General features: G+C 34.4%; 13 protein-coding genes. 7 read left to right on the forward strand and 6 right to left on the reverse strand.

Annotation, left to right across the window (positions count from 1 at the left end; translation table 11 throughout):
* Positions 1-626 precede the first annotated feature (626 nt).
* The 6 genes from Q5N69_RS14425 to pspF are packed head-to-tail and all read right to left on the reverse strand — an operon-like array spanning position 627 to position 7,037.
* On the reverse strand, positions 627-1,409 hold the full coding sequence (locus Q5N69_RS14425) for an ATP-binding cassette domain-containing protein (RefSeq protein ID WP_304369748.1): 783 nt from the start codon (positions 1,407-1,409) through the stop codon (positions 627-629).
* Positions 1,410-2,399, reverse strand: a complete 990-nt coding sequence (locus tag Q5N69_RS14430; protein WP_304369749.1) for an oligopeptide/dipeptide ABC transporter ATP-binding protein — start codon at positions 2,397-2,399, stop codon at positions 1,410-1,412. It lies immediately after the preceding gene.
* A complete protein-coding gene (locus Q5N69_RS14435) occupies positions 2,399-3,292 on the reverse strand; it encodes an ABC transporter permease subunit (RefSeq protein WP_304369751.1) in 894 nt (297 codons plus the stop codon). The genes Q5N69_RS14430 and Q5N69_RS14435 overlap by 1 nt, the downstream gene beginning before the upstream one ends.
* Positions 3,282-4,310 carry an ABC transporter permease subunit gene (locus tag Q5N69_RS14440; protein ID WP_304369752.1) on the reverse strand — a complete coding sequence of 343 codons (1,029 nt, stop codon included), beginning with the start codon at positions 4,308-4,310 and terminating at the stop codon, positions 3,282-3,284. Before Q5N69_RS14440 ends, Q5N69_RS14435 begins: the two co-directional genes overlap by 11 nt.
* Positions 4,310-5,941 carry an ABC transporter substrate-binding protein gene (locus tag Q5N69_RS14445; RefSeq protein WP_304369753.1) on the reverse strand — a complete coding sequence of 544 codons (1,632 nt, stop codon included), beginning with the start codon at positions 5,939-5,941 and terminating at the stop codon, positions 4,310-4,312. The genes Q5N69_RS14440 and Q5N69_RS14445 overlap by 1 nt, the downstream gene beginning before the upstream one ends.
* Positions 5,931-7,037 carry a phage shock protein operon transcriptional activator gene (pspF, locus tag Q5N69_RS14450; RefSeq protein ID WP_304369754.1) on the reverse strand — a complete coding sequence of 369 codons (1,107 nt, stop codon included), beginning with the start codon at positions 7,035-7,037 and terminating at the stop codon, positions 5,931-5,933. Before pspF ends, Q5N69_RS14445 begins: the two co-directional genes overlap by 11 nt.
* Positions 7,038-7,262: 225 nt before the next feature.
* Here pspF and pspA point away from each other — a divergent pair, with 225 nt between their 5' ends.
* From pspA to Q5N69_RS14485, 7 genes are all read left to right on the forward strand, one after another.
* On the forward strand, positions 7,263-7,925 hold the full coding sequence (gene pspA, locus Q5N69_RS14455) for a phage shock protein PspA (protein ID WP_304369755.1): 663 nt from the start codon (positions 7,263-7,265) through the stop codon (positions 7,923-7,925).
* Positions 7,926-7,994: 69 nt separating this feature from the next.
* A complete protein-coding gene (pspB, locus tag Q5N69_RS14460) occupies positions 7,995-8,222 on the forward strand; it encodes an envelope stress response membrane protein PspB (RefSeq protein WP_304369757.1) in 228 nt (75 codons plus the stop codon).
* Complete coding sequence (gene pspC, locus Q5N69_RS14465; RefSeq protein ID WP_304369759.1) at positions 8,219-8,668, forward strand: envelope stress response membrane protein PspC; 450 nt, start codon at positions 8,219-8,221, stop codon at positions 8,666-8,668. The genes pspB and pspC overlap by 4 nt, the downstream gene beginning before the upstream one ends.
* Positions 8,669-8,928: 260 nt before the next feature.
* Positions 8,929-10,359: a YcjX family protein gene (locus Q5N69_RS14470; RefSeq protein WP_304369760.1), complete on the forward strand. Its 1,431-nt coding sequence runs from the start codon at positions 8,929-8,931 to the stop codon at positions 10,357-10,359.
* Positions 10,356-11,354 carry a YcjF family protein gene (locus tag Q5N69_RS14475; protein WP_304369762.1) on the forward strand — a complete coding sequence of 333 codons (999 nt, stop codon included), beginning with the start codon at positions 10,356-10,358 and terminating at the stop codon, positions 11,352-11,354. Before Q5N69_RS14470 ends, Q5N69_RS14475 begins: the two co-directional genes overlap by 4 nt.
* Positions 11,355-11,617: 263 nt before the next feature.
* Positions 11,618-12,406, forward strand: coding sequence for a phenylalanine 4-monooxygenase (gene phhA, locus Q5N69_RS14480; RefSeq protein WP_304369764.1), 789 nt, complete (start codon positions 11,618-11,620; stop codon positions 12,404-12,406).
* A gap of 49 nt (positions 12,407-12,455) precedes the next feature.
* Positions 12,456-12,794: a 4a-hydroxytetrahydrobiopterin dehydratase gene (locus Q5N69_RS14485; RefSeq protein ID WP_304369765.1), complete on the forward strand. Its 339-nt coding sequence runs from the start codon at positions 12,456-12,458 to the stop codon at positions 12,792-12,794.
* The last annotated feature ends 186 nt before the right edge of the window (positions 12,795-12,980 follow it).

The raw sequence follows: 12,980 nt of genomic DNA on the forward strand, positions 1-12,980 counted from the left end.
TTAAAATATAAAACGCCCAATGAAGTACATCAGGCGTTTTAATTAAATGACTGTCAACCTATATTAGGACGGGTCAATTTGACAAATGAATCTCATAAACTTCTCTAGGTTAATACCAAGTTCGTTTAATTTTTAGATTGAATGGGTCTTTGGGTTGATACTTTATTAACCTCAACTCGGAATAATGAATGTCATTACATTCAATAAAAATAATGATTTATCAATAGATTAAAGAACCATCAGAGTACTTTACATGTAATATGATGACTCCATATTGATAGTTTTATGCCTAGCAAGGCGGATTTTTTAGCCAATGGCTGGCTATTGGTAACAAATATACAGTTTTTTATTCCCGATAAAAACTAAGTACCTACATCCATGTAGGCAACGATGTTAGGCTTAAAAATAGCTTATTGAGTAACTTTGCTTATCCCGAGCTGAGGTTTATGACTTACAACGTTTAATAGAAAGCCTAATACTAGGCTCAGTTATTTGGTTAAAACGGTACTTAAATAACTAACCACAGATAGGTTTAAGCTACTTCACTTAATGATAGGGTTTATAAGACTCTGTAAGAAACAATCCTAAGTTAAGCTTAACTGGTAACTTAGGATTTGACCAAATCACTAACGTGAAAATAGTTGGAATTGCTGACTCATGATGAGTTTCTTTGTATATTTCTGCTTAGGTTTTGAAAGAACTTCTATTGTATCTCCTTGCTCAACAACTTTTCCTTCACTTAGTACCATAATCTGATCGCTAAAATGTTTAACAATACCTAGGTTATGAGAAATTAAAATAAAAGCTAATCCCATTTGCTCTTGTATATCGAGTAAAAGGTTTATCATTTGAGAGCGTAAGGAGGGATCTAAAGAGGCCAATGCTTCATCTAATATAATCACTTGCGGTTTTAATATAATAGCGCGAGCGAGTGATATCCTTTGTTTCTGTCCACCTGAAAACATATGAGGGTAAAAGTTCATATGATCTGATAGCAATCCCACTTTTTGTAAGGTTTCACTAATTAATTGTGCGCGTTCTAATTCATTTAATGATGTGTTCAATTTCAAGGGTTCATCAAGTAATTGATGTACAGTCAAGCTAGGGTTGAGTGTTGTACTTGAATCTTGAAATATCATTCGAATGTGTTGGCAACGTTGTTTAAAGTTACCTACTTCTAGTATTTGACCATTTAACTCTACTTCACCTGTCGTTGGTTTTTCTGCTCCAACTAACATTTTTGCAATGGTTGATTTACCTGAACCTGAATCACCTACAATTGCCAGTGTTTTATAGGCATCTATACTGAAATTAATAGGGTAAAGTGCGGTACTGACTTTATGTTGAAAAAAATATTCACGCTGTTTATATTCTTTCGATAAGTTAGTAACTTTTAATAAGGCGACCATTTAATAAGTATCCTTGAGAGAAAAGTGACAACTTACTAAATGACCATGATGGCTTTTTGTTTTAGGCGCATCTACACAAGCCTTTTGAGCTCTGGGACATCTAGGTCCTAAACGGCAACCAATTGGTATATGTTTTAGAATAGGGATACTACCTGGTAAGGCAGAGAGTCTTGATTTTGGTGTAACATTCAAGTTGGCATGAGAGGTACTTTCAACTAAGGCTTTTGTATATGGATGAAAGGGGGTTGTAAATATCTGCTCTGTTGTGCCTGCTTCTATAAATTGTCCGCTATACATAACCGTGATGCGATTAGTCCAATGTGTCATGTTTTCTAGGTCATGACTGATCAATAATACCGACATATTCTTAAGTTGGTTCAAACTCGCCAACAAGCGAAATATTTGACCTTGATTTGTACTTTCCATCGCTGCAGTTGGTTCATCGGCAATTAGCAGGATAGGGCGTCTAGCAAGTGCCATTGCTATCATTACACGTTGGCATAAAGCTTCTGTTAATTGATGAGGATAACTGCTTGTACATAGGCTGTGTTTTTTAATACCTACTTTATGTAAAAGCTTAACGGCAGCAAGTTTACGTTGCTTCTTCTTTTGCCAAAAAAAACCTGTTAATTGTTTATCATCAACGGCTTCTTCAAGCTGCTCGCCGATAGTTGTTGTTGGATCAAGGCAAGACATGGGTTCTTGAAAAATCATCGCTACATCTTTAGATATAATTTTCTTCCGTTCAGATACTGAGAGGCGCATTAAATCGGTACCACGCCAATGAAATCTATCTGCATCAATGATCCATTTAGTGTCTAGTACACCCATTATTGCTTGAGCTAACAAGGATTTACCTGAACCAGACTCACCCACTAAACCGCGTAGTTCACCTTCTTTCATTGTAAGGGATACACGATCAATAACTACAACTCTCTTGTTTCCAGAGATCATAACTAATGAAAGGTTTCTAATATCAAGTAAGTTCATTAATACACCTTTCTTTGTTTAAGTGCATGACGAAGTCCTTCACCCACAAGGTTTGTTGCGATTACTGTAAATAAAATAGCTAAACCTGGAAAATATACGGTCCAAGGTGCGATATAAAATAAATCAACCCCATTCGAAAGCATAGCTCCCCATTCAGGTATTTCTGAAGGAGCCCCAAGGCCTAAAAAGCCTAATGCAGCTATATCCAGGATTGCAGCTGATTGAGCTAAAGTTGCTTGAGTAATAACTCTTTCAATAATGTTAGGGAAAATAGAATAGCGTAAAAGCCTTAAAGGACTTGCTCCATCTAGTTTAGAGGCAAGTACATAATCTTTTGAAAACTCTTTTTTTACTTCGTTTTTCGTAATATGAATAAACTGTGGTATTAGAACAATAATAATGGCTAATACAGTGTTACTTAAACCGATCCCTAATATAGCAACAATAACTATGGCTAATAAAAGAGAAGGAATAGATAAAATAACATCTAAAAAGTGATTTAAAAAACTCGATTTAAAACCTGAAGTAAGAGCCGACAATGAGCCTATAAGTACGCCAATAACAGCAGAAATAATAACAATAATGAAACTTAAGCCAAAAGTGAATGATGCTCCATGCATCAGCATTGAAAGAATATCTCTGCCTAGTTTATCAGTACCTAATAAAAAACTAACATTACCATCATCATTCCAAGCAGGTGGAAGTAGAATGTATTCTAAATGACTTTGTGATGATGAAAACGGCGTTAAAATAGGTGAAAATATCGCTAATATTGCTAGCGCTAAATAAGAACCAAAGGCTAGCATTACCATTGGGTTCTTTTTAAAGTTGTACCACAACTGCATGAGTGGCGACGGGAATTCTTCTTCTTGGTATATATTTTCACGCGCCATGATTATGCTCTCTTGCTAATGGGTTTAATGCAGCGTAAATAAAATCTGAGAGTATATGTACAATAAAGATAAAGCTAGATAAAGCCAATAAGCCGCCTTGTATTGCGGTGTAATCTCGCTGGAAAATACTTTCAATTAACCAACGGCCTATTCCTGGCCAACTAAATATAACTTCTGTCACCATAGCTAATGTTACTAAATTGGCAAATCGTAAACCTACATATCTTATAACATTCACTAAAGCATTTCTGATGGCATGACGATGAATGATTTGCCAAAATGTTAAACCTTTTGCTTTAGCCGCTTTAATGTAACTTGATTCAAGCACTTCCATCATAGATGTTCTTGCAAGTCTTATAAAAGTTGTCATAGGTGCCATAGCAACAACACAAGCTGGCATAATAATATGCAAGGTCGCATCTTGAAATGCTTGCCATTTATATTCACTGTTGCTCATTAAAATATCAAAAAACTGTATGCCGGTAATAGGCTCAATTTCGTAAACCAAACTTAAGCGACCAGCTGAAGGTAACCAACCTAGTTCAATTGAGAATATTAATATAGCAAGTAATCCCAACCAAAAAATTGGAATGGAATAGCCAAGCATAGAAACAAATAAAATTGTGTTATCAGCGAACTTCTCGTGGTTAACTGCTGCAATAAAACCAAGTGGAATGCCTACAACCATTGCAATAATTAAAGCGACAACACTGAGCTCAATAGTCGCAGGTAATAAGTTCATTATTTCAGATGAAATAGGTAAATGGCTGGCAATAGATACGCCTAGATCGCCATCAAATAAATGTGATAAATAAGCCCAATACTGTTGAAATATATTGCTGTTAAATTTGTATTCTTCAATCAGTAATAAGCGTTGTTCAGGTGTTGCATTAACTTGCCCTGTTAGGTTTATAAGAGCATCACCAGGAAATAAAAAGCTTAAACTAAAAGATAATGCTGTTAACACTATTAAAGTAAAAATAAATAGGTTGAGTCTTCTAAGAGTAAATATCAGCATTAGTTTTTCTTAACCTTTTCAAAAGTAATCCCGCCAAAAGGTTTTAATAATTGGCCTGATATATTCTTACTGCGGCCTTGAAATCTTTTTGAGTGGGCAATAGGGATCAAAGGTAATTCATCTTCAGCTATTTTTAAAACATCAGAATAGTATTCTTTTCTACTACGTATATTACTTGTTTGTAATGACTGTTTAATAAGATCATCCACTTCGTCATTACACCAAAAAGTCCCGATATAACCTTGTGAAGTTGAAGAGCAACCTAATAAAGGAGTGAAGAAATTATCAGGATCCGGATGATCAGCTGTCCAACCTAACAATGCCGCATGGTGCTGACCTTCGGTGATTAACTTTAAAAATATATCCCATTCATAGTCATAAATGATATTTACGTTAATTCCAATTTTTTGTAAGTCACCGGCAATAAGTTTAGCCATGGTTAGAGCATCTGGGTTAAAAGCTCTTTCAACAGGCATTGCCCACAAGTTCATAGTAAAACCATCAGGGTAGCCAGCTTCATTTAAAGTATTTATCGCTTTGGATATTGAATATTCTTGTTCAGGTATATTTTCATCATAAGCCCAGGATGCTGGGGGAATTATCGAATTTGCTATATCTGCTTTACCAAAATAAATAGCATCAATAATTGCTTCTTTATTGATCGCGTAAGAAATAGCTTTTCGTACTAATTTATTATTAAAAGGGGCTTTTGTGGTATTAAAACCTAAGTAAGCAAGATTAAATGAGGTGATTTCATTCAACACCAAATCAGATCTTTCAACAATTTTGTTATGTGCGATGGGATAAGAAACCACATCACATTCTTTTGCTAACAGTTTTGTTAATCTTCCTGTATTACTTGGTGTTATATCAAAAATCAAATGCTCAATATTTATATCTTTTTGCCAATAATTTTCGTGTGCTGTGTAGCGAATAAAAGCGCCTGCTCGGTATTCTTTATATTTGAATGGACCCGTACCGATTGGCAATAAATCTATTTGTTGCTGAGAATAAGTTGCTGATAAGTTATCCGCATATTCCTTTGATAAAATCACTGCGAAATCAGTCGCCAAATTAGCTAAGAATGAACTATCTGGTCTGCTAAGTGTAAAACGAACCGTATATTCATTGAGTTTTTCTATATCTTCAACAAGGTCGTTAAAGTTAATTCGTTCAAAAAACGGATAAGAGCCACCTGAAACATCATGGTATTCGTGTTCAGAATCTAATATTCGATTAAAGGAAAATAATACATCGTCAGCATTGAGCTTTCTTGTTGGAGTAAAGTAACTTGTATTATGAAAATCAATATCTTGGCGAAGGTAAAAGGTGATCTTAGTGCCATCACGAGTGATATGCCATGATTTAGCAATTGCAGGGGATAATTCGTTATCCTCACCTTTGTGAGTAATTAAGCTGTTATATAGTTGGTTAGAAGTCGCATCGATTGTCGTGCTCGATATTACTATTTGAGGATTAAAACCTTCTGGAGAGCCCTCACTACAATAGATAATACTTTTTGTACTAAGGGTGGCAACATTCTCATTACTACAACCTATCATTAATAAGTTAATACATAAAAATGTTAAAAAACAACGTGTGGAATCGAATGACATATTTCTAGTCTTCATTAACCATTTTACCATCAAGTAAATTATATTTTTTTAAATAACCGCGTAGTTGATGATACGTTAATTTAAGCGCATCTGCTGTCTTTTTCTGATTAAATTGACAGGTTTTTAACGCTTCTTGAATAAGTTTTTTCTCGTAGTCCTGAGATAAGTCTTTTAATGAAAGTGGAAATTGATATTCGAGCTCTTTTGGTTCTGTTTTAAATGTGTTGCTTGCTAAAGCTTCACTTTCAATGGAGTCATCTTTTATCTTAGTAATAGCAACTGGATTATGAGTTATTCTATCATTAGTTTTAATTCTACCTGTTGGTCTGTAAGGTGACTCAAAAGGATCAATTACTAAATCATGTACAGGCAGGTGAGGGTTGTTATTTCGATAAACACTTCGTTCAACTACATTTTTTAGTTCACGTACATTTCCTGGCCAACTGTATTCTAATAAACTTCGTTTAGCTTTCTCAGTGAAACCGCTAAATAACTCAAATTCTAATTCTCGTGTCATTGATATAGCAAAGTGTTCAGCTAACAATAAAATATCTTCCCTTCTTTCTCTTAAAGGTGGAAGGGTAATTACATCAAATGCTAATCGATCAAGTAAATCAGCTCTAAATTCACCAGAGTTTGCCAACAGGGGAAGGTCTTCATTAGTTGCCGCAACTAATCGAGTATCAGTTTTAATCGTTCTGGAGCCACCAACACGTTCAAATTCACCATATTCAACCACACGTAATAATTTTTCTTGAATTAACCCTGATGTATTAGCAATTTCATCTAAAAATAAGGTTCCTTTATCAGCGCGCTCAAATCGGCCTTCGTGACGTTTAGTTGCGCCAGTAAATGCCCCAGAATCATAACCAAATAACTCCGTTTCTAATAAATTTTCATTTAATGATGCACAGTTAAGTTTTAAATAACTTTGATCCCAGCGTTGAGATAAATAATGTAATCTCTCAGCTATAAGCTCTTTACCTGTTCCTCGTTCACCAATAATCAGCACAGGCTTACTTAGCGGAGCTATTTGAGATATTTGTTCTAGTACTTCTAAAAAGCTGTTTGATTGACCAATAAGATTATCTTGTTTGTTAAAACGAGTCATTATGAAGACCTAAGATTTGGTTTATTTCACTAACAAATAGTGTATTTTATTAACTACTTTGATTAAAGACTTTTTGTTAAATAAATAAATACATTGAAAACATAGAGTTATAGCTATTCAAAAGTTGGCGCAGAACATGAATATAACTTAAGTATATTCAAAACATATTCTAGTGCGACTTTTAGGTGTGTTTTTACATTAATTTTTATTTTAGAGGAATGAATTATGGGTATTTTTTCAAGATTTACAGACATTATTAATTCAAACATTAATAGTATTTTAGACAAAGCAGAAGATCCTGCAAAAATGGTCCGTTTAATTATTCAAGAAATGGAAGACACGTTAGTTGAAGTGAGATCATCTTCGGCAAGAACATTAGCAGATAAAAAAGATTTAGTGCGTCAAATAGAGCGTTTTGAAAAAGAAGTTACAGATTGGCAAGCTAAAGCTGAATTAGCATTAAGTAAAGACCGAGAAGATTTAGCAAGAGCTGCATTGATGGAAAAGAAAAAGTGTGCAGAGAATGCGGAGTCTTTAAATAATGAGCTTAATAATATTGAAGACCACATTGCTAAGCTTCAGGAAGATATTTCTCAGTTACAAGACAAACTTTCAGATGCTAAAAATCGTCAAAAAGCTATTTTAATACGTGAGAAAACGGCTCAATCTCGTTTAAAAGTTAAGAAAAACATTAATACTGAAAAAGTAAATGATGCACTCGGTCGTTTTGATCAATATGAAAGAAAAATTGATGATATTGAATCGCAAGTTGAATCTTATGATATAGGTGGTAAATCATTATCTGATGAGATTTCAGAACTAGAAACAAATGAAAGTGTTGATAATGAATTAGCTGAATTAAAAGCTAAACTTAATAAAACAGAATAGAGCATCTAATACCTCACGCAAAGCAAGTTGAATATAAAAACATTAAAAAGTTAAAACAAGGAGAAACCTGTGGAAGAAGTATTTATAGCCCCAATAGTGATTTTTTTGGTCGTTGTGGCGCCTATTTGGTTAGTATTGCATTATCGAAGTAAACGTCAGCTTAGCCAAGGTTTAAGCGAAGAAGAATATGCGCAACTATCTGAACTTTCTGAGCTTGCTGATAAAATGACAGACAGAATTAAAACCCTTGAAGCAATACTTGATGTGGAAACTCCTGAATGGAGAAGTAAGGTATGACACAAGAAAGTAAAAAACAATTATATCGAGACCCACAAAATGGCAAAGTTGCAGGTGTGTGTGCAGGTTTAGCTACTTATTTTGGTTGGGAGCCTTGGTTGGTTCGTGTAATGGTTGCTTCTGGTATTTTATTAGGTATGGGTTGGTTTGTGGTTATTTATATTGCGGGTTGGTTTATTTTAGATAAAAAACCTAAACAATCTAAATTATTCAACTCAGGCGGAAATAGCAACACAAATAATGCTTACACGAATAGCAACAATCAAAGTGTTGATGACGAATCTATCAAAGTTAAAGCTAAAATATGGCAAGCTGGTGAGCCGCCTAAGCAAGCTTTTCATGACATAAAACGAAAGTTTACTAAGTTAGAAGGGCAGCTGCGTACTATGGAGCGTTATGTCACATCACCTGAATTTAGCCTCTCTAGAGAAATTAATAAATTATAAAGCGGCTGTGTCGCTTTTTTTATTTTATAAAATGACTTCATCGCCAAATATTAGCTTTTAAGTATTTGTAATATTTATTTTTCGTTAAAATAAGGTATTGTGTACTAAGGACTGGTGGCGATCAGATTTAATTAAAAGTTAATTCAATTTATCTTTAAAATAAACGAGGGTTTCTCACCCAAGTATGTTGAACTTTTAATATTTAGATTTAACCACGAAAGCTAAACAGACTCGAATTAAGGCTAAAATAAATAGATAAAATGGCTATTATTAAAAAAGAGCAACTACAAAAATTTAAACGTAAAGCAAATGATTTGCTTAATCGCACGTTTGACCAACATATTACCTTGGCAGTTACCGGTTTGAGTCGCAGCGGTAAAACCGCTTTTATTACGTCATTGGTTAATCAATTAATCAATGAAGGTAATAACTCTCACTTGAGCTTTTTTAATCCTGTACACCAAGGGCGCTTTATTGCTGCTAAACGTGTTCCTCAGAAAAACCTTCATATACCTCGATTTGAATATGATGCCTCGTTAGCTGCTTTTTGTAATGAGCCACCAACATGGCCAGAAGCAACGAGTGGTATTAGTGAATTACGTTTAGCTATTCGATATACGCCAAAAGGCTCTTTGTTGAAATATGCTCAAGATACTGCAACTCTGTATTTAGACATAACGGATTACCCAGGCGAATGGTTACTTGATTTACCTATGTTAAATCAAACTTATGAAGAATGGTCTGAAAGTACTTATGCTTTAATGAAAGAGTCACCACGCGCTGAACTTTCACAACCTTTGATTGAAAAGATCAATCAGATAGATCCTCTAGCACCTGTTGACGAACAACTACTAGCTGATATTTCGAAAGAATATACAGAGCTATTACATGTTTTTAGGCATGATTTAGGTTTATCTGTTATTCAGCCTGGACGCTTTATACTTCCTGGAGAATTAGAAGACGCGCCTATTCTACAATTCTTCCCTTATACAGCGTTTGAAAATATAGAATTAAATACCTACCAAAATGCGCAAGATGATACGTTGATAGGTATGCTAAGAGCGCGTTTTATTGAATACAAAGAAAGAGTGGTACGTAAGTTTTATAAAGAGCACTTTATTAACTTTGATCGACAAATAGTATTAGCCGATTGCTTAACGCCTTTAAACAAAGGCGAATCTAGCTTTAACGACTTGCAGCATGCCATTACGTTAATATTAGAAAGTTTTAATTATGGTCAGTCGAGTTTATTTTCCCGATTGTTTTCGCCAAAAATAGATAAGCTTTTATTTGCTGCAACCAAGGCTGATCATGTTACTCCTGAGCAGCACCCTAAACTTGTTTCTTTATTGAATCAGTTAGTTTATCAAACGAAACATCAATTAAATTACGACACGATAGAAATGAAAACTTTAGCTATAGCTTCGGTTAAAACAACCAAGGTTGGCAATAGTTTGCATAATGGTCAGCCTTTACCTGTTTTACAAGGGAGAAGGGCAGACAATGATGAAGTGATCACACTTTTCCCTGGTGCCGTTCCTGAAAAATTACCTAAGAGTAGTTTTTGGGACAGTCAGCAATTTAATTATATTGCTTTTAAGCCAAATCAAGTTTGTGACGTACATGAATGTTTACCTCATATAAGAATGGACCAAACCATGCAGTTTCTATTCGGAGATAAAATGAAATGATAGATAAGTATCAGCAACAAATATTATTTGATGAATTAGACAATAAAACGCCTGAAATTCAGCAAGAGCCTGAGCATCAAGTGATATTTGAAAACACTGATTGGCAACCTGAAGTTGAAGAGCTAGTAGAAAATAACGAAATTATTGAAAAATCAAAGCCACGTTGGTTATGGCGCATTGCCATTGTTTTATTTTTAGGTTTAGTTTCGTATGAATTAATAGATTTTTTTATTCAAGGTTTTGAACAGTCACCCATTGTTTCTAGTATTTATGGTGTGTTGTTATTTATTATTACGCTGATTTTTGGCTCAACGGTTTATAGAGAGCTTTCATCATTACGTCAATTATCACGTCAAGACAAAGTAAGATCACAAGTTCAAAATATTTTAGAAGGTGAGAGTAAATATGATGCTAGAGAGTTATGTGAAAAAATCACTGAAGACTTACCGTGTGATATCAGCAACGAGACAAATTGGTCTGATATTGTTCAGCCTGAGTATACCGATATAGAGGTTATTAATTTATATTCTCAAGAAATTCTTACTAGTGTTGATCAAAAAGCCTTAGATGAAGTCGCTAAATTTTCAACCGAGTCAGTTGTACTTATCGCAATTAGCCCTGTGGCCATTATCGATATGATGCTTATATTCTGGCGTAACCTTCGCATGATTGACAAAGTAGCAGGGCTTTATGGTTTAAAACTTGGTTACTGGAGCCGTATTCGTTTAATAAAACATGTATTTATTAATATGGCTTATGCTGGCGCTAGTGAAATAATCTCTGATTTTGGTGCCGACCTACTAGGTGCTGATTTACTAGGAAAACTTTCTGGGCGTATGGCGCAAGGTTTAGGCGCAGGAATGCTAACTGCTCGTTTAGGCATAAAAACCATTTCTTTATGTAGACCTGTGCCATTTCAAAACCAGCCACCCAAGTTAAATACGATCCGTAAGAAAATTGTTATGCAGATAAAAGGTCTGCTTAAACCTGCATAACTTATGGCTTTAGTGATGAATGTGTTTTGCTTCCTTATATTCATCACTAAAAATATTTTTCATCTTTGTATTCTATCGATTACGAAATTGTAATTAAAACTGTACAAAATTAGGTTTTGGCTAAAAACTATCACATTCCCCTCTAGTGCTTTTTCATAAAAAACTATCGTACTATCTAGTCATTGTGTTACTCACGTTATTTAAATTACTTAAGCTGATAAATAAAAATTATCGGTTAGCTGTAATTATAAAGGTTTGTAGAAATGGCTAAATCAACAACATATCAATCAAGAGCTTGTGATGAAAATGGCTATATCGAATGGTCTGAAGAAGAGAACTCCATTTGGAATGAATTGATCACTCGACAATTAAAAGTCGTTGAAGGCGTTGCCTGTGATGAATTTACTCAAGGCTTAAAATTACTAGATTTACCTTTAGATCGGATCCCGCAATTACCAGAAGTTAGCAAAGTTTTGAAAACCACAACAGGGTGGCAATGCGAACCTGTTAATGCGCTTATAGGTTTTGGTGAATTTTTTAGATTACTTTCAGAACGCAAATTTCCGGTTGCCACTTTTATTCGAACACGCGAAGAATTCGACTACTTAAAAGAACCTGATATTTTTCATGAAATTTTTGGACATTGTCCATTATTAACAAATCAATCATTTGCTGATTATACTCAAGCTTATGGTCAAATGGGGCTTAATGCCACCAAAGAGCAACGTGTATTCTTAGCGCGCTTATATTGGTTTACTGTTGAGTTTGGTTTATTAGATACTGAAAATGGTATTAAGCTATATGGTGGCGGCATATTATCTTCACCTAAAGAAACAAAACATGCGGTTTATGGTAAAGGTGTAAAACGAGTGCCGTTGAATATTTTAGATGTATTAAGAACACCTTATAAAATCGATATTATTCAGCCTATTTATTACACCTTAAACAAGGTGAAAAATTTAGATGATATTAGAAAGTTTGAAGTAGAAGAGATTATGGCGTTTGTTGAAGAAGCCAAAGAACTTGGTTTACATCAAGCGCTATATTCATAATTAATAAAACCACTCAACTATACTCAAAAATAAAGAGGTTAAAAATTCAATGACTGAACAACTATCAACACAAAAATGTGAAGCTTGCCAAGCTGGAGCTCCTGCGGTTACTGATGAAGAGCTTGCTGTACTTCTAAAAGAAATTCCAGATTGGACACCTATTGTTAAAGACAATGTCATGATGTTGGAAAGAGTGTACACATTCAAAAATTATAAACTCGCTTGGGCTTTTGCTAATAAAGTTTCTGAGTTGGCTGAAGAAGAGTTTCATCACCCTGGAACTTTACTTGAATGGGGCAAAGTTACGGTTACTTGGTGGACTCATGCTATTAGCGGTTTACACAAAAATGATCTTATTTGTGCCGCTAAAACAGATAAACTTTTATAAGCATCTCTAGTGTTTTAAAAGTTAAAGGTTAAAATTTAAGAGTTTCCCACCTCTAAGTGTATATTTTAGGGCGAACCCACTTATTCGCCCTATAGTTAACTTCATAATCTGAATTTCTCAAAAGCGATTAAACCTCAATGTGTATGTCTTTATTAAGTACTTTAAAGAATAAATACGTTTATATTT

The organism is Pseudocolwellia sp. AS88 (genome assembly GCF_030551755.1).
Taxonomy (GTDB): domain Bacteria; phylum Pseudomonadota; class Gammaproteobacteria; order Enterobacterales; family Alteromonadaceae; genus Pseudocolwellia.